We start from the raw sequence: 22,080 nt of genomic DNA on the forward strand, positions 1-22,080 counted from the left end.
TTGAAGCCCCGCAGCCGCGGGTCCGAGCGCAGCTTGCTCGGTCGGCCTCTGATTGGCCTCCAGCAGCTTGGCGGTGCCGAGCCGCTGCAGAGCGCCCACAGCCTGAGTGATCCGTCCGAGATCGAGCCATGGCCGACCCTCGGCGTCCAGATTGATACGCCGGAGCGCCGCTCTCAGGTCATCGAGGAGCAGAACGTCCCGGAAGCGCTCGCGGCCGGTCTTACCTGGATCCTCGAGGCTGCCGGCGGTGTGCTCCCAGCCCATCGCGACGAGCTGATCGATGAAGGGTTGCTCGACTTCCAGGTATTCCGGACCTCCGTTCATGTCCTCTGCCTCTTGTCTCCTACTGATTGAGCGTCCTGAGCCTTGCGGGAAGCTCACCCGACTTTGCGGGAAGCTTATTGCTCTTTGCGGGAAGTCCTCCGTGAGCTTTGGGGGAAGCTTCGCTGAACGATTTTGGCATGCCTGCAGTGGATCGACATTCCTACGAAACGACCTCTTCCGCCGCCTTCAACACGAAGCGTCGATTCGTCCGTACAGAGATGACTCGAAAGCTCAGTAATGCCTCTTTGTTCTCCCAACGCGCCTTGAAGCTCGAAATGCTCGACAAAGCCCGATCGACCTTTCCCGCGATCAGCACACCATCCGCGAGTCGGCACTCGAACCGGCGGGATTCGGGGAGAATACCCAGCACCACCCCGCGCAGTTGCTCCTCACGCTCGCTGATGTCCTCGTCTTTCAACGCATCGAGGACACGCTGAACATCCCTGCCCTCATTCAGCCGAACCCGCGCCCCTTCGAACTCCGCGGCGAATCCTGCGCCGCCCTCGAACAAGACCTTGGCGAATGCCTGGATCTTAGCGGCGGCACGCGGATGGATCTCGGCGATCAGATCGGAAATGCCTTCTTCATCGGATTCCGCTGCATCCTTGATCAAGGCGAAGGTCGTCCCGATGGCCCGCTCATAGGGATCGGACTCGTCCTCGAACGATAGGGAAATCTGATCATCGGCAGGTGGCGGAGAAAGCTCAAGCTCGAAACCGAACGAGCCACGGGCTGTATCGACGATCCTCAGCGAGCGCTGATTGCCTCTAGGCAACCTGCCCAGCGCCTTTAGCTCATCGGTCAAACTCGCCGCCACGGTGTCGGTGGCCTCGATAAATGCCCCGAGCGCCGTCGAGGCAAAACCAGCATCGATCGATTGAGATCCTTCCACCGGCGCACCGCGAAAGATGATTGGCAGAGGTTTGCCCAAGGGCTCGGCCTCGATCTTGGCGAGTCGCGCCCTGGCCTGCTCAAGCCGCTCCTCGATGCCGATCCGCTCGATCAGTCGATCTTCCGAAACACTGCTCAGAAGCCCTTCGAGGGTCGCCACCTCGGAGCGCAAGAAATCGCGTTCTTTAGCGCTCATTGCTCGTCTCCTCGGACCCCGTGGTCATGTCCTGCTCGGATAGCCACTCAAGGGCGGGTGTATCACTGTCGGACAGCGAGAGCTGGACGAAGCCTTTCCAACGCCCATCCTCTCGCCGATGACTCCACATCGAATACCAGTAAGACACCCATCTCGCCTGATTGGCATCGAAAGCGATATCCGTCGCAACGAAGTAATGATCGACCAAATACCGTCGCTTCGCTCTTTGGGAGCTGAAAAGGTCGGGGTGAGCAGCGATCAGTTGCCGCTGGCGCTCGACGCCTCCCAGCCCGACGAAGGTCACGACATCGATGTCGCCCGGAGCACGTCCTCTGTTCGCCTCGACATCCTCGACGAAGCTGCCGTCGATCCACTGGAATCCATCGGCGAGTCCGGCCGACCGAAGCGCTTTCCGCAGCTCAGCGAGCCCTCGCAAGATACCTCGCCGCTCCCTTGTGTGACCAAAGCGTCCACAAAGCTCAAGAACCGACGTCCGGTAGGGAGATCGATCAGAGGATATTGGCTTCTCTCCGGGACGGATCGGCGGCAGAACGCCATGGATATCCCATTCCGGAATGTGCGACTCATGCATGACCATTCGCTTGCTCTCGTTCCTTTGATGGGCGATTCGGCACATTGGACCTTGCCCACACGCCGGAGCATGGGGAGCAAAGCTCGACTGCTCAGTCAAACGCGGGATACTGCCGGGGCTTCTCGCCCTGCTCACTGATCAGACGCAGATACTCGCTATCCGGCTCGGGCTCGAAGGGCTTCTTGCGGGTTCGGCCGATCTGGAAGAGCCAGTTGTCGCCGTAGTCGAACAGATAGAAGAGCTTGTGGCCCTTGGGCAGCGGGAACAGGTCCTCCAGGGTCGCGTCGAAGCGGCAGCGAGTGCGCTTCGCACTCGTGGGCGTTCGGGCGACGAAGAAGTCGGAGAGGTGATCGTTGTCGAAGTCGAGGGTCCGCTGGATGAACAGATGCAGATCGTCCAGCGTCGCGGCGGCGTCGATGGCGATGGTTGCGGACCAATCCCCGGTCGCCCAGCGACCGCGGATGAGTTTGATGTCGAGTGTCCAGATCATGGGGTCGGTTCCTGGGGGACCTTGGCGCCGACCGGCTCTCGTTCCCGCGCTCCAGCGTGGGAATGCAGTCCGGCCGCTCCAGCGGCCCGTGGCGTGACGCGACGCTGGAGCGTCGCGACTTGCTCCCACGCCGGAGCGTGGGAGCCAGAGGTGCTCAGCGTCCAAATCATGCGGTCGCTTCCTCTGGCCGCATTGCGGGACCCACGGCATGGTGTGGGAGGCAACCGGATAGGCATGCTTTGTTCAAGAGTCCTGCGGGGCGAGGGGCGTGCCCATCATACTGGCTCAGCGTTTTGCAAGATGGGCACGTCCGTCGGACGCCGAGGTTGTGCTCGGGCTCAGAGCGCGGACTTTGCCCTTCTTGATCTGCGCTCGCGTTAGCCGCCCTGGCGGTCGCGCCGCCGATGCTCGCTCTAATGCGCCTGAGGGTAGTCCGTCTTCAATCGCGTCAGGATCAGGGCCAGCCGATCCAAGGCTTGCGTCATGTCGACGCCCTTGGAGGCCCGATCATCGGCGAGCAGGGCTCCCGCTTCGGCGATCTGGGCGATTTGATCCGCATCGAAGAGTTCGATGGCCGCTTCGACCTCGGTGGGCGATGCGCTCAGCAGTGTGGGCGCCAGCTCCTCGGGGGTGATGGGCGAGTCCGGACGCAGCAGGTCGGCGACCAGGGGTTGCTCGAGCAGCCGCCGATGGATGGCTCTGGCCTCTTCCGCGTCCGCTAGCTCCCGATGCGCAAGCGGGTCTTCGCCAGCTGCGAGCCGCACGGCCTTGGCAATGAGATCGACCAGCTTGCGGATGGCTTGGCGCTCTTGGGTATGGTCTTCAGGCAGACCGTAGGACTGCTCGTAGTGCTGCTCGAGGTCGCCCTTGAGCGCCATGACGTCTTCGCTGCCGGCATCGGGTGGCAGGTCCACGGCGCGCTGGACGAGGGCGCGAAAGCGCTCGCCGAAGGCCTCCATTTCCTCATGGTCGGCCCGTTGCGCCTCCAAGAGTCGTTCCGGTGCGACGGCCTCTGGCGGCCAGGCGAAGAGCGGGTTTCTATGTTTGCGCTTGAGGTGGCGCTCGCGCCAGCCGGGCTGCTGTGTAAAGGGAAGATCCAGCATTGGGATTGCGTCTCAGGAGGGGATTGCGTCTCAGGAGGAAGTGTCGTTGGGGTCGGGACAGAAGGCCTCGTAGAGGGCCGAGTAGTCTTGGTCGCCAAACCCCAACTCCTCGGCTTGCCGGCACCTGTCTTCGAGCGCGCTGATGAGGGCCGTGTTCAGAAAGCTCTCTTCGGCGACCTGCTTGAACAGGCGCACGTCCTTGAGCAGGTGCTTGAGCGGGAAGTTGGCCGCGCCATAAGCGTGGCTCAGGTAGTTGTCCAGCTTCTTGTCGAAGGTCTTGGCGTAGAGCGCGCTGTCTCGGAGCAGGGTCATGAACTGCTCGACATCGATTCCTTCGCGGCGCACCAGTCCGAGACTGAGCGCGAAGGTGGCGGTCAGGCCGGCGATCAGCTGATTCATGGCGAGCTTCATGGCCGCGCCCTGCCCGATCTCACCGATGCGCTGGGGGTCGCGACTCAGGTCTTTGAAGACTGGGAGGCAGCGCTCGAAGAGGTCGGGGTCGCCGCCCGCCATGAGGATGAGTCGGCCTTCGCGGGCCTCGGGCAGGCTGCCGAGCACCGGTGCCTCGAGATATTCGCCGCCCTGAGCAGCGACGCGCCCGGCGATCTCGCGGCTCTCGCGCGGGGCGATGGTCCCCATCTGGACGAGGATGCGACCGTCGAGGGCGTCCGCGTCTCCGCTCTCGAACAGCGTTGCGCGAATGGCGTCGGCATCGCTCAGCAGCAGGAGCGTCAGCGCTGACTCCGAGATGGCCTCGGCCGCGGTCGAGCAGGTGTCGAGTCCGCGCTCGCGCGCCGCCTCGGACCGCTCCGCGCCGCGATTCCAGCAGCGGATCTCTCGTCCCTGGCGCTTCAGGCGCAAGGCGATCTCCGCGCCCATCAATCCTAAACCCAGCACTGCGGTCTTCATCGCTTCGACTCCCGAGTCTGTCATGGAAAGGCGGCCTGCCGCATGCCGGCACGGGCTTCGCGATCGGTCGCAGCGCTGAGGCTAACGAACGCCGCGCAGCAATTGGATGACGCTTGCTGTCTCGGGGCGGACGTCGCGCCATAGCCGGAAGGACTCGGCCGCCTGCTCGACCAGCATTCCCAGGCCGTCCAGGGCGCGAGCGGCACCGTGATCCTGGCCCCAGCGGCAGAAGGCGGTGGGCCGGTCGCCGTAGAGCATGTCGTAGGTCCAGCCGTCATTGCGCAGACAGTCGTCCGGGATGTCCGGGACGCTGTCACTCAGGCCGGCCGATGTGGCATTGATGATGAGGTCGAAATGCCTTCCCGCAAGCGCGTCCAGGCCACATCCGACGACGGCGCCGAGTGGGGCGGCGAGCGCGGCCAGATCGACGGCCTTGGATGCGGTGCGGTTGGCGATGACCAGCTCCGCCAGTCCGGTCTCGAGGAGTGGCACCAGTACCCCGCGTGATGCGCCGCCAGCGCCGAGCAGTAGGACGCTGGCGTTGCTGAAGTCGAAGCCGTGATTCGCGCTGAGGTCGCGCACCAGACCGACGCCGTCCGTGTTGTCGCCTCGCAGCCTGCCGTCTTCGAGCCGGATGAGCGTGTTGACCGCGCCCGCGGTCTCGGCCCTGGCGCTGCGTTCGTCGGCGAGGGCCCAGGCCTGCTCCTTGAAGGGCACGGTGACGTTGAGCCCGCGCCCGCCTTGGGTGATGAATTGCCTGACGTCGGCCGCGAAGTCGTCCAGGCTGCCGAGGATGCGGCCGTACTCCAGATCCTGTCCGGTCTGGCGGGCGAACTCGGCGTGGATGGCCGGTGACTTGCTGTGGGCGATGGGGTTGCCGATGACGGCGTATTGGTCGGCCATGGAGGGGCGTTGCCAGGTGTCGGTTTTCAGGATCGGAGGGGCGCGCGGCTCGACCGCAGCCGGATTCGGGGTGCGGCAATCCCTTGCCGCGCGATGCCTACTCGGCGAGCCAGCGGGCGATGTCCTTCGCGTAATAGGTGAGCACGCCGTCAGCACCGGCGCGCTTCATCGAAACCATCGCCTCCAGCACGACCGCCTTCTCGTCCAGCCAGCCGTTCTGGCTCGCGGCCTTGAGCATGGCGTACTCGCCGCTGACGTGATAGACGAAGGTCGGCGCGCCGAACTGGTCCTTGATGCGGCGGACGATGTCCAGGTAGGGCATGCCGGGCTTGACCATGACCATGTCCGCGCCTTCTTCGAGATCCAGGGCGACCTCGTGGATGGCCTCGTCCGAGTTGGCCGGGTCCATCTGATAGGTGTACTTGTTGCCGCCGCCGAGGTTCGCGGCCGAGCCGACTGCGTCGCGGAAGGGACCGTAGTAGCTTGAGGCGTACTTGGCGGAATAGGCCAAGATGCGTGTGTGGATGTGTCCTTCGGCCTCCAGTGCGGCACGCACGGCGCCGATGCGGCCGTCCATCATGTCCGAGGGGGCGACGATGTCGGCACCCGCCTCGGCATGGGACAGCGCCTGGCGGACCAGGACCTCGACCGTGGGGTCGTTCATGACATAGCCGGCCTCGTCGATGAGCCCGTCCTGACCATGTGTGGTGAAGGGATCGAGCGCGACGTCGGTCATGATCCCCAGCTCGGGAACGGCATCCTTGAGGGCGCGCACGGCGCGCTGGGCCAGCCCGCCCGGATTGAAGGCCTCGGCGGCATCGAGCGACTTGGCCGACAGGGGCGTCACTGGGAAGAGCGCCATGGCTGGAATGCCCATGCGTTGGACCGCGCGCGCCTCTTCGACCAGCAGGTCGATACTCAGCCGCTCGACGCCCGGCATGGATGCCACGGCCTCGCGCTCCCCGGAGCCCTCGAGCACGAAGACCGGGTAGATGAGGTCGTCCGGGGTCAGCGTCGTCTCGCGCATCATGCGACGCGAGAAGTCGTCGCGACGCATCCGGCGCATGCGGGTCACGGGATAGGAGGAACGGGGCGTATCAAGGTCAGCCATGGGTCGAGGGGCCTCGGAGTGGATCCGGCGCGTCCGGGACCATCCCGGCGCTTCAAACCCATTAAAATAGCGCAGCCATCGTGCGCGCTCCAGTCGAAGCGCGTTTTCGGGCTAAGATCCGGTCTGCTATCAACTTCCGGACCCCAATATGCTGCAGGTTTCCCACCCCGATCCACACATCTTCGACACCGACCACGACCGCTTCCAGGCCGAGGTGATCGAGGCCTCCCATGCGCACCCCATCTTGGTGGATTTCTGGGCCGATTGGTGCGGCCCCTGCCATGCCCTGACACCGCATCTGAAGCGTGTCATCGAGGAGCACGACGGCCGTCTCCTGCTCGCCAAACTGGAAGTCGACGAGGGTGAGAACATGCGCGTCGCCGGCCGCTACAAGGTGCGCGGCTTTCCCACGGTGATCCTCTTTCAGCAAGGCGAGGAGCGCGGGCGTTTCAGCGGTGCGCGCTCCCGCCATCACATCAACGAATGGCTGCAGGAACATCTGCGCTGAGCTGGGGACGCGAAGGACGCAAGTCTGAGTTCAGCGCGCAGGCCAAGCATCAATAGGCCCGCTCCAAGGGCTGCTGCACATGCTCCTCAATGGCCTGGTCGAGGTCTTGCGGGAGGAGTGCGTCGCGTTTCAGGATGACGGCGATGAGTACGAGCAAGGTGAGCACCCACACCAACACATAGGTCACCATCGCCCGTTTCGCCTTCTCCTTTTCGAGCCACTTGCGCGGGCTGACGCCCTTCGTGAAGAAGACGATCTTGCTCGCCAGATTCACGCAAACCACGTTGACGGCCAGCAGCAGACCAGCGCCGCTGGCGAGGTCGAAGCGTCCATCGCCGAGCATCAGGCCAAGTGTCGCGGCCGGCGGCAGCAGTGCCACGGCGACCATGACGCCGACCAGGACACTGGAGAGACCGGTCGTCAGCGACAGCGCCGCGGCGGCGCCCGAGGCCAGCGCGAGCGCGACCGATTCCAGGCCAGCGCTGGTGCGCGCGAGCACTTCGTCACTGGTGAGGGCGCTGGGCCAGAGATAGGCGAGCGCTGCCGAGAGCGCGACGGCCACGACGATGCCGAAAGAGAGGGTCGCGACCGCCTTCTTCATGAGCCCGATATCGCCCAGTGCCGTCCCTAGGCTCAACGCGAGATTCGGTCCCAACAGGGGGGCGATCACCATGGCGCCGATGACGACCGCGACGTTGTCCTCGATCAAGCCGATCGCGGCGACCACCGTCGAGAGCACGACCAGCAGCGCATAGTTGCCATCCAGCCGCGCGCTCTTTTCGACGCCTTCGTACAGCGACTCCCGTGCCGCCGTGGCGGAGTCCTCCTCCTTGCGCTCGCCCTCGTCGGGCTGAGGGATGGAGACCTCCACCGGGAGGACGACGATTCGGGCCGTCGGCTGCGCGCCGAGGATGCTTTGCAGGATATCCAGTAGGCGCTGCAGACGGCTGTCGCTCACCAGCATGCGCATCTGCTGCATGCCGTCCTCGCCCACGACGCCAAGCCGGAAGTCCGAGGCCTTGGCCTGCGTCGCCGCCTCCGCGATCGTATCTGCGCTTCCGGCGTTTGCGATGACCTCAACGTACTTCATCCTGAGTCTCCATTCTTCGGCTGGCCGGGCGCACTGGGCCGTTGATCATCGCCCTCCCCCGCCAGCCAATCCTTAACGACCAGGAAACGCTCGTAGAGCGCAGCCTCGGGTGTGCCCGGCTCGGGATGATAGTCGTATCGCCAGCTCACCTCGGGCGGCATGGACATGAGAATCGACTCGGTTCGACCACCGGATTGGAGCCCGAACAGGGTGCCGCGGTCGAACACCAGATTGAACTCGACGTAGCGGCCGCGGCGGTATTTCTGGAAGGCGCGCTCGCGGTCGCCGTAGGACTTGGCCCAGCGGCGGTTGACGATCGGCAGATAGCCGGGAAGGTAGTGGTCGCCCACGCTGCGCATCAGGGCGAAGGCATGGTCGAATCCGCCCTGGTCGAAGTCGTCGAAGAAGAGCCCGCCAACGCCTCGGGGCTCGTTGCGGTGCTTGAGATAGAAATACTCGTCACACCACTGCTTCAAGCGCGGATACAGATCCGCTCCGAAGGGTGCGCAGGTCTCGCGCGCGTTGCGGTGCCAGTGGAGCACGTCTTCGTCGAAGCCATAGTAAGGGGTCAGGTCGAAGCCGCCGCCGAACCACCAGACCGGATCCGCATCCGCCTTCTCGGCGACGAAGTAGCGCACATTGAGATGCGAGGAGGGCACATAGGGGTTCTGCGGGTGGGCGACCAGGGAAACGCCCATGGCCTCGAAGCTGCGCCCGGCGAGTTCGGGCCGTTGCGCGCTGGCGGATGGCGGGAGCTGAGTTCCGTGCACGTGCGAGAAGCTGATGCCGCAGCGCTCGAAGACCATGCCGTTTTGCATGATGCGGGTGCGCCCTCCCCCGCCGCCGGGGCGCTCCCAGCTGTCTTGTCTGAAGCCGGCGCCGCCGTCGGTGGCACGCAGCGCGTTGGTAATGCGCTCTTGCAGATCCGTCAGATAGGCTTTGACGGCTTGCGAATCGGGCTGCGCCGGCATCGCGTTGACTCCTCTGTGGTGGGACAATGGCGGCCCGATCTTAACCAAGTCGTCATCAGGTAGCTAAGGCCATGCTGCGTCGTGTCCTCGCGTGGACGCTGTCGATTTCGCTCCTGCTCCTCGTTGCGGCGGGCGGCGGCGTCTATTGGCTGGGTAAGCGCGCCGAGCCCGTCTACCAAGGCAGTCTGCCCTTGGCTGGGCTGTCCGCGCCGGTCCGCGTGAGATTCGGTCCCCATGCGGTGCCCAGCATCGCGGCGGACAACCTGACCGATCTCATGTTCGCTCAGGGCTATGTGGTGGCGTCCGAGCGACTTTGGCAGATGGATCTGATGCGGCGGCTGGCCTCCGGCCAGTTGGCCGAGCTGTTCGGCCAAGAGGTGCTGCCGGTCGATCGCTTCTTTCGCACCTTTGGGCTGGCCGCCGAGGCGCGGCGCAGCCTCGAGGCCCTCGAGCCCCTGGAGCGTTCATTGCTGCAGGCCTATGCGGAGGGCGTCAACGCCTACATCGAGCACTCGGGTGGGCGGTTGCCGCTGGAGTATCTCATTGCGCGCCTCGATCCCGAGCCCTGGCAGCCGGTGGACAGTCTCGCGATCGGCGCCTACATGGCCTGGACCCAGTCCTTCAACCTGCGTGGCGAGCTGACCTTCCTGCGGTTGGCGAAGCGCATCGGGCCTCGCCTGGCACGCGAACTCTTCCCGGTCGACGAGGGGCTGGCGGCGCCCGCCGTCGAGCCCGAGCTGGTCAGCTACCTCGCGGAGCGCAGCTCCGCACGCATCGCGGGGGTGGATCTGGAGCGGCTGGACCAGCTCTTCAGTCTGCCGGGCCGGCTCGGCCTGCCGATGCAGGCCCCGGCGAGCAATGCCTGGCTGGTGTCCGGTCTGAAGTCCGCGACGGGAGCGGCGCTCCTGGCCAATGATCCGCATCTGGCGGCCTCGACGCCGAGCATCTGGTACGAGCTGGAGCTGACCGCACCTGACCTCCATGTCGCCGGGGCTGCGTTGCCCGGTGTCCCTCTGGTCCTCATCGGCCACAACCAGGATCTGGCCTGGGGGATCACATCGGTGATCGCGGATACCCAAGACGTCTTCATCGAGCAGACGACGGAGGATGGCGCTCAGGTGTTGCGCACTGGCCGAGCGCCCGAGCCGATCGAGACCCGCTGGGAGAGCATCGCGGTCAGGAATGGGCCGCCGGTGCGGGTTGCGATCCGCAGCACCAGTCGTGGCGTCGTCCTCAACGACATTCTGGGGGAGGTCACGGGCACCCAAATGGACCTGCCGGATGCCGGTCTCGAAGACCTCTTGGTGCTGCGTCAGGGCCATGATCTGCCTGATCTCGGCTTCCGCGCGGTGCGTCGGCTGTCCCAGGCACGGACGCTGAAGGAGGCCATGGCGGCGGGTTTGGATCTGCGCCATGTCGCGGCGAATCTCATGCTCGCGCACCGCGACGGCGGGATCGCTTGGCAGATGACCGGGCTGCTGCCCAAGCGCGGCAAAGGGACGGGTGCCTTCCCCCTTCCGGGCTGGCTCGATGCCTACGCTTGGCAGGGGGTGATGCCGCAGGCGATGAACCCTTCCTATGTCGATCCTGTGGTCGGCGTCCTGATCACCGCCAATAACCGTTCCACCGCGCCGGACTACCCCGTGCCGGTGAGCAACGCCTGGAGTTCACCGCATCGCGCGCAGCGCATCGCCGCGCTGCTCGCAGACACCCCGGGCGTCAGGGTCGAGGACATGGCGCGAATCCAAGGGGATCGCATCAGTCTGCTGGCATGCGCGCTGCGCGATGCCCTGCTGGAATTGGAGTCAGAGATCCGCGCACTGGATGCGGAGGCTTGGGAGTTGGTCGAGACCTATCTGCGGGGCTGGGACGGCGCCATGCTTGCGGAGAGTCGCTCGGCGGTCGTTGCCGAGATGCTGGAGCCGGCCTTGTTCCAGGCGCTCTACGGCGACGAGCTGGGCGAGGATCTGCCCGCCCTCATGTCACTCGCGATCGTGCACTACGGTCCGCTCCAGGAAACCCTGCGCACCGGCGAATCGAGCTTCTGGGACGACGTGCGGACACCCGCGCTGGAGCAGCCGGCGGAGATCTGGGTGCGGGCGCTTAACAGCCTAGCCGCCGCGATGGCCGCAGCGCCTTCGGGCGCGGAAGCGGGCGAGCTTGCTGCCCTGGGCAACCTCCGCAGTGTCGCCTTTCCGCACGCCTTCGATAGCCTGCCCCTGATCGGGCGGCTCTTCAGCGTTGGACCCGTGTCCGTAGGCGGCAGCGCCGACACCGTCGACGTCATCAAGGGGTTGCCCCAGGATCCCTGGCGCGGCATCTTCATCGCCTCGATGCGTGTCGTCGCGACCCCGGCGGACTGGAGCCAAACGCGCGGCACACTGCCTCTCGGCCAATCCGGGCATGTCTTCTCGCCCTACCGCAGTGATCAGCTCGAGGATTGGCTCGCCGTTCGCGGCCATGCATGGCCTTGGAATGGACCCTCTCCAGAGGGGATGATCGGCGAGCTCTTGCTGACACCGGACGACTGATCCCGCGACGACGCTCTTACGACCCTCACTGGCATGACTCTGATCGGCATCGATACCGGTGGCACCTTTACCGATTTCGTGCTCTGGCGCGACGGCGAGATCCGTATTCACAAGGTCCTCTCGACCCCGGATGCGCCAGAGCGGGCGATCCTGCAGGGGATCGCCGAGCTTGGTTTGGATCCTCGCGACCTGGCCGTCGTTCACGGAAGCACGGTGGCCACCAACGCGGTTCTGGAGGGCAAGGGCGTGCGCACGCTCTATGTCGCCAACCGGGGCCTGAAGGATGTGCTTGCGATCGGCCGCCAGGCGCGCCCGGACCTCTACGATCTCCAGCCGCCGCCGCGAAAGCCGCCGGTGCCGCGCGAGCTGTGTATCGAGACAGGCGGACGCCTGGCTGCCGACGGCACTTGGGTCGAGCCGCTGACGCAGGCGGATCTCGACGCCTTCAAGGATCGGGTCGAGGAGCTGGCGCCGGAGGCGGTGGCGATCAATCTTCTCTTCTCCTATCTCGACGACAGCGCCGAGCGCGCCCTGGCGGATGCCTTGCCGGGCCACCTCTTCGTCTCCCGCTCGTCCGAGGTCCTGCCCCTGACCGGTGAGTATGAGCGCGGCATCGCGACCTGGATCAATGCCTGGGTCGGTCCGGTCGTCGCCGGCTATCTCGAGCGCCTGGCGGCTGGCCTGCCTGGCGCGCGGATCTCCGTCATGCAGAGTAGCGGCGAGGCGGTCGCGGCCGACCAGACGGCAGGTCACGCCGCCCGCCTCTTGCTGTCCGGGCCGGCCGGAGGACTGGCGGGGGCGGCCTTTGCCGCCGCTGCCGAGGATTGCGTGCCCCGCCTGCTGAGCTTCGACATGGGCGGCACTTCCACCGACGTCGCCCTCATCGACGGGGAGCCGCGCCTGACCACATCCGGGCGCATCGCCGGCTACCCGATCGCCCTGCCCATGGTCGACATGCACACCATCGGCGCCGGCGGCGGATCCCTTGCTCAGGTGGACGCGGGCGGAATCCTGCTGGTCGGCCCCGAGTCCGCTGGGGCCAGTCCAGGGCCGGCCTGCTACGGCCGGGGCGGCGCTCGACCAACGGTGACGGACGCCAATTTGGTACTGGGTCGGCTGGACCCGGAAGGCTTCTTGGGCGGGCGGATGCGGCTGGATGTGGACGCGGCGCGTGAGGCCGTCCGGGGCGTGGCGAGCCAGCTCGCACTCTCGGTCGAGGAAACGGCCCTGGGCATCGTCCGGATCGCCAACGAGCACATGGCGCGCGCCCTGCGGGTGATCTCCGTCCAGCGCGGGCTGGATCCTCGCGACTTCGTGCTGACCTCCTTCGGGGGCGCGGGCGGACTGCACGTCTGTGCCCTGGCGGAGGCCCTTGGCATGACGCAGGCGCTGGTGCCGGTTCATGCAGGTGTCCTCTCCGCCCTGGGGATGCTCGTCACCCCAGCTGGCCGCACCCTGACCAAGACGCACTTGGGCCTGATCGCCGAGCTAGGCGAGCGGGAAGTCTCCAACGCCCTTCAAGCACTTGCGGATGCGGCGCTCGCGGAGCTGGCCCGGGAGGGCTGGGAGCCGGAGGCCATCCGCATCGAGCGCTCACTGGATCTGCGTTATCGCGGCCAGTCTCACACGCTGAATCTGCCCTGGCGCTCGGTCGAGGCGGCCGTCGAGGGTTTTCACGCGCGTCATCAAGCCGCCTATGGCCACCGCCTCGAGCTGCCCGTGGAGCTGGTCAATCTCCGGGTCCGGGCTCGGGCGCCAGCTCCGGCGCTGCGATTGCCGGAGCTGCGAGCCGCAGGTGGGGAAAACCCCCCGCGTGTCTTGTCTGCCTATGGCTGTGAAGTGCCGGTCCGCGTGATCAGCCGGTCGGCCGTTGCACGCGGAGCTGGCATCAGCGGCCCGGCGATCATCGCCGACGACGTCTCTACGACTTGGTTGGCACCCGGCTGGGCTGGGCGACTCGACCGCCGGGGGAATCTACTCCTGAGCCAGGTGACGGACTGAGCGCCGGCGCAATCGCTCCCTTCAAGGCGAGGGCGGCCGATACGCGTTGGGCATCGCGATTGGAAATCGGGAGCAGCGGCTCGACTATACTCAAGAGGAGATCGGTAGACACTAAGCATGGCTGTCTGGCCGCTTTCAGCGATCTGCCTCGACTTCCCCCCTCGACCGATCCGGAGTTCCGAATGACCCCTTACGGCGTCCTCGATATCGGTGTCTGGCAGGCTGTTCTCGCTGTCCTTGTCATGACCCACATTACGATCGTTGCAGTGACGGTCTATCTACATCGCTCTCAGGCGCACCGCGCCCTGGACCTGCATCCGGTTGTCGCGCACTGCTTTCGTTTCTGGCTCTGGCTCACCACCGGCATGGTGACCCGCGAGTGGGTCGCCGTGCACCGCCGCCATCATGCACGCTGCGAGACCCCGCTGGACCCTCACAGCCCCCAGGTGCTGGGGTTGCGCAAGGTGCTCACCGAGGGTGCCGAACTCTATGCCGAGGCGGCTAGCGATCCGGATACCCTCGAGCGCTTCGGCAAGGGTCAAACCCGAGACTGGGTCGAGCGCAACGTTTATGACCGTTTTCACTGGCAGGGCCTCGGCCTGATGCTGGCGATCGATCTGCTGCTGTTCGGGGTCTACGGCATCGTCATCTGGGCCGTGCAAATGCTCTGGATCCCCTTCTGGGCCGCTGGCGTGGTCAACGGCATCGGGCACTATGCCGGTTACCGCAACTTCGAGTCGCCCGATGCCTCCACCAATTTCTCGCCCTGGGGTATCTTGATCGGCGGCGAGGAACTACACAACAACCACCACGCCTTCCCGACCTCGGCGCGCCTCTCGTCGAAATGGTGGGAATTCGATCTCGGCTGGTTCTACATCCGTGTGCTGAGCATCCTTGGGCTTGCCAAGGTTCGGCATGTTGCGCCGCAGCCACGAGTCATCGCCGGAAAGCAGCAGTTGGACATGGATACGCTCAGCGCCGTCATCCGCGGGCGCATGCATGTGATCGCGCGCTACGGCAAAGAGGTGCTCGCCCCGGTCGCGCGTGACGCGCTTTGCCGCGACGCCAACCACTGCCGCCGTTTGGTGCGCAGGTCGCAGAAGCTGCTCGGGAAGGAAGCCGGTCGGCTGGATGCCGCCGCCCGCCAGCGCGTCGAGCAACTCTTGGCCCAACACCAGACGCTAGCGACCGTCTACCACTTCAGAGAGCAGCTTCAAGAGGTCTGGGAGCGCCGCGCACCCACGCAGGAGGCGCTGCTCAAGATGCTCCAAGACTGGTGCCAGCAGGCCGAAGCCACGGGCATTCAGGCGCTGGAGCACTTCTCGCGGAATCTTCGCGGCTATTCGCTGGAGCCCGCACGAGCCCTTTGACTCTGCGTTGATCTTGGCTCGGTCGCGCGGCGATCGAGCCAGGCGGGTGCTTTCGCGTACAAAGGGTTGGAGGCGGTAGACACTTAGAAAGTGACCATCAACAACTTCCCCCCTTTCGCAAAGGGGGGCTAGGGGGGATTTCGGGCGGCATCGCTCGCATCGGGAAACAATTGATGGACACGTTCTTAATCGAGGGGACGCAACCTACCACGCCGTTCGTCGCCGGGGAGCATTCGTTCTGCTGAATTTGCGAGGTCGTTGAGGGGAAAGCTCAAGGGCGTCGCAACTACGCAATGCGCCAAATCGCATTCTCACACCTCTAGCGCCGCGCCTTGTCTCCGCAGCCATTCCTTCCGCCGCCGCGATGAAGTGCTGCAGCAACCGCTGGTAGCGCTCCTCCAGGATCGGCATCTCGCTCAGGATGCTCTTCAGACCCTCACGAACATCCTGCGGATCTTCTTCGGCGTAGATGGTGAGGGCGTGGGCAAGGTCTTCGAACACCCCGATGTAGTCGACGACGAAGCCTCGGTGCTTGTTGGTCGCGACCCGGTTCACGCGCGCGATCGCCTGCAGCAAGTTGTGCTCACGCAGCTTCTTGTCGATATACATGACCTGCTCGATGGGGGCGTCGAAGCCTGTGAGCAGCATGTCGCAGACCACGAGGAAGGCGATACCGGACAGCGCCTTGTCGTGGTCGTCGAGGTCGAAGGGTCGACAGAAATTCTCGACCGCATTCCAACGCTTCGCCTCCCTGCGTGCTTCGGTGATAGCCGCCGGCTCGTTCGTCGGGTCCGACGAGACCACGACGGCAACCTTCAAGAACTCGATGCGCCGGATCAGCTCCGCATCCGGTTCGGGCTTCTGCTTTTCTCGCTCGATGCGTTCATTCAGCGCTCGGCGGATCGCCTTCTGGTAGCGGATCGCGGCCAGCTTGGAGTGACAGACGACCTGCGCCTTGAAGCCGTCCGGCAAGATGTTGTCGACATAGTGATCGACCAGATCCTTCGCGATGGCCTCGATGCGGTTCTCGGCCTCCAGCAGGTCGCCAGTTGCGCCGTATTTCTTCTTGATCGCGAGGATCTCCTCCTCGCTGCGCGCCTTGAAGAGGTTCTCGAACTTGGCGTCGAATCCGTGCTTGTCCTTGAGCGCCGTGTCGGCCGTGCGGCCTTCGTAGAGGATCTGGAGCGTGGCGCCGTCGTGCACGGCATCCATGAGCTTGTACTGGTCGATGTAGTCGCCGAACCGCTTCACGGTGCGCTTGGCACCGTGCTGCTCGGTGATGAGCGGGGTTCCGGTGAAGGCGATCCGGGTCGCGTTGGGGAAGGCCTCGAAGAGGTTGTCGCCCAGATCGGAGCCCTGAGTCCGGTGAGCCTCATCGATCATCAGGACGATGCGGTCGGACGGATTCACGACGCCGAAGGTCTTGCTGGACGGGATCGCGCGATAGATCGCCGCTGCCGAGTCGGCCGCCATGAGGACCTTGGGCCTGGGGATCGGCTTGCCGCCGTAGGCGAGGGCCAGGGCCAGCGTATCGGGCAGCGTCTCCGCGCGCTCGTTGAACTTGTGCACCATCACCATGTTGATGTCCGAGGCGTCGGTGCTGAGATGCTCGCGGAGCTGCGCGGTGCTCTCGATCACCTTGACCTTGCCGCCAATGAGCTTGGCGGTGCCTGCCAGCTGCTCTTCCAGGTCGGCCCGGTCGTTGACGAGCAGGATCTTGAAGTCCTCCAGGTCCGCCGCGGCGCGCAGCATGCGAGCGACGAAGACCATGGTGAGCGACTTGCCCGAGCCCTGCGTGTGCCAGACCACGCCGGATCGGGACTCTGGCGACTGACCGAAGCGCAGTCGGTCGACGATCTTGCGCGCGGCGCGGTACTGCTGGTAGCGGCTGACCACCTTGATACGTCTGCCGGAGTCGGTATCCATGAACACCGTGCAGGTGCGCAGGACATCGAGCAGGGTGTCCGGCGCGAGCAGCCCCTGGATGAGCGTCTCTTGCTCACGCTCGACGCCCAGCGGCGGCCTGTAGGTGCGGTTGCTTTCGGGCCAGACGTCCTTCCAGGCGTAGAAGTGCTCGTGTCCAGAGGTGATGGTGCCGAATTCGGCCTTCTCGCCGCAGGTGCGGATCAGCAGCAGGTTCGTATGGAAGAGTCGTGGCTCGCCCTCGCGCAGGCCGGCCTTGATGGTTTCTGGCCGGGCGTTGCGATAGCGTCGCAGTTGCTCGTAGGCGGCGTGCAGCGGGTTGGCCGTATTCGGATCGCCGATCTTCGCCTCGATCAGGACCAGCGGAATGCCGTTCACGAAGAGGACGATGTCCGGGATGATGCAGCTCTTCACGCAGCCCGGCGTATCGATGCGGAACTGGTTGATGGCGTGGAACTGGTTGCGCTCTGGATTCGCGAAGTCGATGAGCTTGACGACCGGGTCGGCCTCGCCGGTGACCTCGTTGCGGTCCACCTGGGCCTTGAGAAAGAGCGCTTGGATCGTCTCGTTGGCCTCCAGCAGCGTCCGATTGGGCTGCCGCACAATCTGGTCGCGCAGGTCGTCGAGCTGGCGGTCGGTCAGCCAGGGCGTTCCGTCGGACGTCAGGTTGATCGCACGGACGGCGTCGCGGAAGACCTCGGGGAGCAGCCACTCACGGAAGCTCGTGCGCAGGCTCTTTGCGGGGTCCGAGGGAATAAGCCCCTGGCCCTGGTCGACCGCCTGCCAGCCGAGCGCCGCGAGCTGGTCGAGGAAGGGCTTCTCGACGTGGAGGTACTCGGACATCGCTAATCGCCTTCCATGATTGACCAGACTCGATGGTAGCTTTCTCCTCGCTCGCCCATCGCCGCTATCCACTCCCCCACATCGGTTGCTCGGAGCCGAGCACGGATCTGATGAAGCGGCTCGTCCGCGCCAATTCCGAGACTCGCTGAAAGGACCGGTGCTGCACTCCTCGGCACGCCCAGCAGCCTGAGGGCGATGGCCTCGTCCGAGTTGACGCCGTAGTAGACGCGCGCCGGCAGATTGCGAAGGCTCTTTTGTTCGTTCAGCGGCAAGGCGTCGAAAGCACTGCCCAGAGTGAGCGACTGCAGTGCGGACAGGCCCCATGACGCTGTTTGGGTGAGCCTTCCAAAAATGTTTCGACAGCAATCCGTCATCGCAGCGACGGGGTCGGTCGCGGCTTCTTCGTCCTCCTGTCCGACGTTCTTACCGAAATACTCGCTTGCCATATCGGTGAGCGGGCGTCCTTGGACCCAGTCGCAAAGGATTCGGGCGAGCTTGTCTCCATCCGAGCCTGCTCCCCCCGTCACATCTTCGAGAGGTTCTCGAAGCTCAGGCACCTGGAGCAACAGCCCCATCATTCGACGAAGGTCGTCTCGACGGCCCGCGAATAGCTCGGCGGACCAGATGTCGTCAGGCAGCTTTTCCTGACCGAGTCTTGCCAGGGTGGCGTTCACGGACTCCCATGAGAACCCCGTTGCGTCAACGAGGGCGAGCGGCTTTCCTTTGATCCTTTCAGCATACGCATAGACACCCCACACAAGGGCGTCCGCCCAGCCCTTGTGGTTCTTACGGAGTGCTTGGAACCCCAGAGTTCCGCGTAAGATTTGCTCGACTTCTGCAGCGAATAGGTCGTGACTCCCAATCTGCCGGTATGTATGAGCCAGGTATTGAACGAAGGCAGACCAGCCAGGCTGATGCGATAGAGATTCCAGATTCAGAATCGAACCGACATTGACAGCCTGCTCGACCATGTCGATGAGCGTCGAGTTGAGCTCGCCCACGGAGGCATTAATGAACTCTTCCAGCACCTGCTGCTTGGTGTCGTCTTGAGCTGCCAGAGCTACGACCCCGAGATCTCCTTGGTCCACGCGCCCCGCGCGACCCGCAATATTCCAGAAGTCCTCGGGCGGCATTTCGGTCCGATACGGAAACGTTCGTGATCGGTACTGGTGGCTGGCGAATACGACACCGGACACAGGGAAGTTCACGCCTTGAGCAATGGTCGTCGTGGCAACCAGAACGCCCAAGCGGTCGTTCTCCGTCAGCCACTCCACGAGCGCGCGCGTGTCATCGGACATTCCAGCGTGATGAACGCCGACGCCATACTCCAGCAGGCTGGCGAGCGGAAAGTCCTGGCCCATCTCGTCGACGAGAAACCGTTGCACGTGCCCGAGGTCGTCACCGTCAAGGGGGCGCTTGTTCTCCTCGACCTTGAATGCGTCGGCGATGCTCCAGGTTGCCGCTGGAGTGTCGGCGAGCACGATGACGGTTCCGCGCTTCTTAAGGACCTGTGCTGTTGCTGCCGCGATCTTGCCGGGTGAATTCTTCACTGCAGACCAAGCCAAGCCCAGAGGACGTGGCTCGCCAATGCCGATCTCTTCCGGAATATCCAGGGTGTTGCGCGAGGTATGCCGAGTCCGCAGCGCCACACTAAACTCGCCTCTGCCATCGCCCTGGTGTGCTCGGGCAATCGCGACCACACGGTCGTTTGGGGTCCAGTCGACGCCCAAATCGATGCTCTTATTGCTGTCTGGGGAGAGCCAGCGAGCGATTTCGGCGCCGTTGTGAATGAAAGGCGTCAGCAAGAGGAACTGCGCGTAGCGGCACTCGCGGTTCATGGTTGCAAGCAGCAGCTCCAGCTTGAGCCCACGGTTCTCGGAGGCCAGGCCATGCGCCTCGTCCACAACTGCCAGGGTAAGGGGCCGTCCGATCCTGTCCTCCCACCCCCCGCGTAACATGAGGTCCAGCTTCTCTGGGGTGGTCACCAGGATCCGGAACTGCTGCGCCTGGTCAGCCTCGGTCAGCATCCCAGCTTCGAGGCCATCGACCTCCAGGGCGGGACTCACCTTCTCGACGACAAGTCCCAACTGGGCGAAATCGTGACGGAGCCGCCGAGTAAGCTGATTCACGAGTGCACGCGTGGGCGCAAGATAGGCGACCCAACCCTTCTCCTGGTCGAACTGGTTCAGCGCCTGCAAGATGCGAAATTCTGCGATGAACGTCTTGCCGCTTGATGTCGGCAAGCTCACCACGACGGACCGGTGACCGGAGCCGAGCAGGCCTTCTTCCCTCAAGGTCCGCCTCTGAGGCGGCAGCATCTCGAAGATCGGCCGTCTTCGATCACGGGCCGTCAACGACTCGACGAATCGGGTGACCCTGCTGTTCACGGCACGCGTCACTGTCCAGATGCTGCTGTCCACCATGGCACGTGCAGTCCGCGCGAGCAGACGTGACATCGTCTCGCGCTCGATGAGCTGGCCACGAGCACACGCGCCAACCGCTCGGTCGAACTGCGCCTCGAGCTGCTCCCGAATGTCGTAGTGACCATCGGCCGATCCTTGACCGAGGTAGATCCCCAAAATCTCCGCAGCCTTCGCAAGATGGTAATGCGCCATCAGCTCCCAAGCGGGCTGCACGTCCTTTCGCGCCTCCGCTTCGGCGAGGAAACCTGGCTCAAGCTCGCGTTGAGCTTCACGAATCGCAGCGATTCGCCCCTGGACCGCATCGAGATCCTCCCACCCTCTCTTTCTCAGAAGGCGCAGCCAGATATCCAGGATCGAGGACCAAACTCGGACTCCCCAGTCTGGCGAATCGAGCGGAAGGATCGGAAGCTCGCACTCGGCCAGAGTGCGCCGGAAGTCAGCCGAGCGATCACCGAGCACAGCGATACAACCCAGCCGAACGAGCCATTCGGCGGAGGCTACGGGCTCTTGCGGCCATGCCAGCGTCCTTGCGATCTGGAACGTCTCGGCCGCGACGGCCGTCAGCTCAGACGCATGCTCCTCATCCTCCAGCGTATCGAATAGCTGGAGCTCAAGCGCGTTTGTGACGAACCGAAGTTCTCGCTCGTCGGTCGCCGGCAAAGGTATGTCCAGCGCACTGCCAAGCCTTCGCCGATTCGCTTCCATCGAGATCTGGCGAAGGCGTTCCTCCCCAATTGCCGTTTGCAGCCATGCGCCTGTCGTCATGGCACACCCCCATGAACCAACACTGCCCAGTCCTCTATCGGGACAGGCAGATACCAGGCCGTGATTTCGATACGTGTCGGGCTCGGAAGACTTTTCGCAAGATCATTGGCTCGCGCAATCACGTCCCGCTCATTCGGCTCGGTGTCGCGGAGGAGTATCCCAACCAGGAGAATCTCCCTGCCGAGGGACTGAACATAACGGGTAACCGCTGCCTGATAGAGGGCTCGATGCTCGGGAGATTCGCATCGTGCCCGTAGCCACTTCAGCAGGGCGTGTTGGATGTCGAGGCGTGTCGCCTCGTCCTTCAGCTGCCACGCCATCCCTCCGCTGCCGTTCATGACGTTCGGAGGCGTGCTTGCGTCGGACGACGTCTTTACCTCGCCAAAGAGCAGAAGGACCACATCGCCCTCTTTGCAGAAGCCGACGAGGTCAGCGCCTGGCAGGCTGGCTCTGGGAGTGCGACGGTCACGCACCGAATTCCAAGGCCAGCAGATTTCGCGGCTCTCGTCATCGGCCAGAACGCACTCCGCGAGGGCCTCTCCGACCGCCCATGATTTTTCCTCCGGAACCGAGCGAAGCAACTGCTCGACCCACTCGGTCTCCATCCCCGTCGTGGCCATCCCACGCAGCTCTGCGGCGAAAGGATCTTGAGCTTCGTCGTCTTCCACACGCGCTTTGACCCGACTTGCCACGTAGGACCTGAACCGCGCCTCATCAATGACGACGTGGCCGCGCCACTGCGCAGAATCGTTCGAACCTGAGTAGCGTGTTTCAGGCGACAGAGCGGCGATCATCGTCGAAGACATCCCTGAATGTGTGTGGCACCGTTGCGGTTAAAGACTGATTGACCTCGCCGGTGACCTCGTTGTACTCCATCTGGGCCTCGTGAAAAGGCGCGTGGGGCTTCAAGCTGACGGTCGGTGAGCCAGGGTGTGCCGTCAGGCGTGAGATTGATGGTGCGCACCGCGTCGCGGAAACCTCGGGGAGCAGCCACTCACGGAAGCTCGCGCGCAGGCTCTTCTTTGGGTCAGAGGTGATACATCCTTGGCCCTGGTCGACCACCTGCCAGCCGAGCGCCGCGAGCTGGTCGAGGAAGGGCTTCTCAACGTGGAGGTGCTCGCTCATTCGAACTCCTG

19 protein-coding genes are annotated in these 22,080 nt (G+C 64.5%); 6 read left to right on the top strand and 13 right to left on the bottom strand.

Annotation, left to right across the window (positions count from 1 at the left end):
• On the top strand, nt 1-354 hold the full coding sequence (locus G3480_RS27755; protein WP_206171413.1) for a hypothetical protein: 354 nt from the start codon (nt 1-3) through the stop codon (nt 352-354).
• 130 nt (nt 355-484) lie between these two features.
• Here the strand turns inward: G3480_RS27755 and G3480_RS00415 are convergent, their stop codons facing one another.
• The 7 genes from G3480_RS00415 to hemB form a co-directional block, all read right to left on the bottom strand.
• Complete coding sequence (locus G3480_RS00415; RefSeq protein ID WP_164651681.1) at nt 485-1,411, bottom strand: hypothetical protein; 927 nt, start codon at nt 1,409-1,411, stop codon at nt 485-487.
• Nucleotides 1,401-2,048: a DUF6932 family protein gene (locus G3480_RS00420; RefSeq protein WP_420824599.1), complete on the bottom strand. Its 648-nt coding sequence runs from the start codon at nt 2,046-2,048 to the stop codon at nt 1,401-1,403. Before G3480_RS00420 ends, G3480_RS00415 begins: the two co-directional genes overlap by 11 nt.
• Nucleotides 2,049-2,094: 46 nt before the next feature.
• The gene (locus G3480_RS00425) at nt 2,095-2,493 is read right to left on the bottom strand and encodes a plasmid pRiA4b ORF-3 family protein (protein ID WP_164651683.1); all 399 of its coding nucleotides are present in this window, start codon (nt 2,491-2,493) and stop codon (nt 2,095-2,097) included.
• Between the two features lie 413 nt (nt 2,494-2,906).
• Nucleotides 2,907-3,596, bottom strand: coding sequence for a hypothetical protein (locus tag G3480_RS00430; protein WP_240905486.1), 690 nt, complete (start codon nt 3,594-3,596; stop codon nt 2,907-2,909).
• Nucleotides 3,597-3,626: 30 nt separating this feature from the next.
• Complete coding sequence (locus tag G3480_RS00435) at nt 3,627-4,505, bottom strand: NAD(P)-dependent oxidoreductase (RefSeq protein ID WP_164651684.1); 879 nt, start codon at nt 4,503-4,505, stop codon at nt 3,627-3,629.
• Nucleotides 4,506-4,586: 81 nt separating this feature from the next.
• Nucleotides 4,587-5,408, bottom strand: coding sequence for a shikimate dehydrogenase (aroE, locus tag G3480_RS00440; RefSeq protein WP_164651685.1), 822 nt, complete (start codon nt 5,406-5,408; stop codon nt 4,587-4,589).
• A 97-nt stretch (nt 5,409-5,505) separates the two neighbouring features.
• Nucleotides 5,506-6,519 carry a porphobilinogen synthase gene (hemB, locus tag G3480_RS00445; RefSeq protein ID WP_164651686.1) on the bottom strand — a complete coding sequence of 338 codons (1,014 nt, stop codon included), beginning with the start codon at nt 6,517-6,519 and terminating at the stop codon, nt 5,506-5,508.
• Between the two features lie 148 nt (nt 6,520-6,667).
• Here hemB and G3480_RS00450 point away from each other — a divergent pair, with 148 nt between their 5' ends.
• Complete coding sequence (locus G3480_RS00450) at nt 6,668-7,027, top strand: thioredoxin family protein (RefSeq protein WP_164651687.1); 360 nt, start codon at nt 6,668-6,670, stop codon at nt 7,025-7,027.
• A gap of 49 nt (nt 7,028-7,076) precedes the next feature.
• Here G3480_RS00450 and G3480_RS00455 read toward each other — a convergent pair whose 3' ends face one another.
• Together G3480_RS00455 and hemF are read right to left on the bottom strand one after the other, a co-directional pair.
• The gene (locus G3480_RS00455; RefSeq protein WP_164651688.1) at nt 7,077-8,117 is read right to left on the bottom strand and encodes a TIGR00341 family protein; all 1,041 of its coding nucleotides are present in this window, start codon (nt 8,115-8,117) and stop codon (nt 7,077-7,079) included.
• Nucleotides 8,114-9,088, bottom strand: coding sequence for an oxygen-dependent coproporphyrinogen oxidase (gene hemF, locus G3480_RS00460; RefSeq protein WP_164651689.1), 975 nt, complete (start codon nt 9,086-9,088; stop codon nt 8,114-8,116). The genes G3480_RS00455 and hemF overlap by 4 nt, the downstream gene beginning before the upstream one ends.
• A gap of 71 nt (nt 9,089-9,159) precedes the next feature.
• Here hemF and G3480_RS00465 point away from each other — a divergent pair, with 71 nt between their 5' ends.
• The 3 genes from G3480_RS00465 (at nt 9,160) to G3480_RS00475 (ending at nt 14,990) form a co-directional block, all read left to right on the top strand.
• Nucleotides 9,160-11,619 (top strand): penicillin acylase family protein, encoded by a 2,460-nt coding sequence (locus tag G3480_RS00465; RefSeq protein WP_164651690.1) that lies wholly within the window; start codon nt 9,160-9,162, stop codon nt 11,617-11,619.
• A gap of 33 nt (nt 11,620-11,652) precedes the next feature.
• A complete protein-coding gene (locus G3480_RS00470) occupies nt 11,653-13,620 on the top strand; it encodes a hydantoinase/oxoprolinase family protein (protein WP_164651691.1) in 1,968 nt (655 codons plus the stop codon).
• Between the two features lie 182 nt (nt 13,621-13,802).
• Nucleotides 13,803-14,990, top strand: coding sequence for a DesA family fatty acid desaturase (locus tag G3480_RS00475; RefSeq protein ID WP_164651692.1), 1,188 nt, complete (start codon nt 13,803-13,805; stop codon nt 14,988-14,990).
• A 204-nt stretch (nt 14,991-15,194) separates the two neighbouring features.
• On the opposite strand, the gene G3480_RS00480 is transcribed toward G3480_RS00475, so the two are convergent.
• Both G3480_RS00480 and G3480_RS00485 read right to left on the bottom strand, forming a co-directional pair.
• Nucleotides 15,195-17,756: a type I restriction endonuclease subunit R gene (locus G3480_RS00480; protein ID WP_206171414.1), complete on the bottom strand. Its 2,562-nt coding sequence runs from the start codon at nt 17,754-17,756 to the stop codon at nt 15,195-15,197.
• Nucleotides 17,757-17,758: 2 nt separating this feature from the next.
• On the bottom strand, nt 17,759-20,371 hold the full coding sequence (locus G3480_RS00485; RefSeq protein WP_206171415.1) for a DEAD/DEAH box helicase: 2,613 nt from the start codon (nt 20,369-20,371) through the stop codon (nt 17,759-17,761).
• Here G3480_RS00485 and G3480_RS27760 point away from each other — a divergent pair.
• Nucleotides 20,363-20,782 carry a hypothetical protein gene (locus tag G3480_RS27760; protein ID WP_206171416.1) on the top strand — a complete coding sequence of 140 codons (420 nt, stop codon included), beginning with the start codon at nt 20,363-20,365 and terminating at the stop codon, nt 20,780-20,782. The two genes, G3480_RS00485 and G3480_RS27760, sit on opposite strands and share 9 nt — an antisense overlap.
• 158 nt (nt 20,783-20,940) lie before the next feature.
• Here G3480_RS27760 and G3480_RS00490 read toward each other — a convergent pair whose 3' ends face one another.
• Nucleotides 20,941-21,738, bottom strand: a complete 798-nt coding sequence (locus G3480_RS00490; protein ID WP_164651694.1) for a hypothetical protein — start codon at nt 21,736-21,738, stop codon at nt 20,941-20,943.
• Nucleotides 21,716-22,069: a hypothetical protein gene (locus G3480_RS00495; RefSeq protein ID WP_164651695.1), complete on the bottom strand. Its 354-nt coding sequence runs from the start codon at nt 22,067-22,069 to the stop codon at nt 21,716-21,718. The genes G3480_RS00490 and G3480_RS00495 overlap by 23 nt, the downstream gene beginning before the upstream one ends.
• Nucleotides 22,070-22,080 lie beyond the last annotated feature (11 nt).

The organism is Thiorhodococcus mannitoliphagus, assembly GCF_010915725.1.
GTDB lineage: Bacteria > Pseudomonadota > Gammaproteobacteria > Chromatiales > Chromatiaceae > Thiorhodococcus > Thiorhodococcus mannitoliphagus.

Coding starts and splice junctions, on each gene's coding strand:
- G3480_RS00415 (WP_164651681.1), bottom strand. CDS start 1,411: ATGAGCGCTAAAGAACGCGATTTCTTGCGCTCCGAGGTGGCGACCCTC.
- G3480_RS00420 (WP_420824599.1), bottom strand. CDS start 2,048: ATGTGCCGAATCGCCCATCAAAGGAACGAGAGCAAGCGAATGGTCATG.
- G3480_RS00425 (WP_164651683.1), bottom strand. CDS start 2,493: ATGATCTGGACACTCGACATCAAACTCATCCGCGGTCGCTGGGCGACC.
- G3480_RS00430 (WP_240905486.1), bottom strand. CDS start 3,596: ATGCTGGATCTTCCCTTTACACAGCAGCCCGGCTGGCGCGAGCGCCAC.
- G3480_RS00435 (WP_164651684.1), bottom strand. CDS start 4,505: ATGAAGACCGCAGTGCTGGGTTTAGGATTGATGGGCGCGGAGATCGCC.
- aroE (WP_164651685.1), bottom strand. CDS start 5,408: ATGGCCGACCAATACGCCGTCATCGGCAACCCCATCGCCCACAGCAAG.
- hemB (WP_164651686.1), bottom strand. CDS start 6,519: ATGGCTGACCTTGATACGCCCCGTTCCTCCTATCCCGTGACCCGCATG.
- G3480_RS00450 (WP_164651687.1), top strand. CDS start 6,668: ATGCTGCAGGTTTCCCACCCCGATCCACACATCTTCGACACCGACCAC.
- G3480_RS00455 (WP_164651688.1), bottom strand. CDS start 8,117: ATGAAGTACGTTGAGGTCATCGCAAACGCCGGAAGCGCAGATACGATC.
- hemF (WP_164651689.1), bottom strand. CDS start 9,088: ATGCCGGCGCAGCCCGATTCGCAAGCCGTCAAAGCCTATCTGACGGAT.
- G3480_RS00465 (WP_164651690.1), top strand. CDS start 9,160: ATGCTGCGTCGTGTCCTCGCGTGGACGCTGTCGATTTCGCTCCTGCTC.
- G3480_RS00470 (WP_164651691.1), top strand. CDS start 11,653: ATGACTCTGATCGGCATCGATACCGGTGGCACCTTTACCGATTTCGTG.
- G3480_RS00475 (WP_164651692.1), top strand. CDS start 13,803: ATGACCCCTTACGGCGTCCTCGATATCGGTGTCTGGCAGGCTGTTCTC.
- G3480_RS00480 (WP_206171414.1), bottom strand. CDS start 17,756: ATGTCCGAGTACCTCCACGTCGAGAAGCCCTTCCTCGACCAGCTCGCG.
- G3480_RS27760 (WP_206171416.1), top strand. CDS start 20,363: ATGCGCCATCAGCTCCCAAGCGGGCTGCACGTCCTTTCGCGCCTCCGC.
- G3480_RS00485 (WP_206171415.1), bottom strand. CDS start 20,371: ATGGCGCATTACCATCTTGCGAAGGCTGCGGAGATTTTGGGGATCTAC.
- G3480_RS00490 (WP_164651694.1), bottom strand. CDS start 21,738: ATGATCGCCGCTCTGTCGCCTGAAACACGCTACTCAGGTTCGAACGAT.
- G3480_RS00495 (WP_164651695.1), bottom strand. CDS start 22,069: ATGAGCGAGCACCTCCACGTTGAGAAGCCCTTCCTCGACCAGCTCGCG.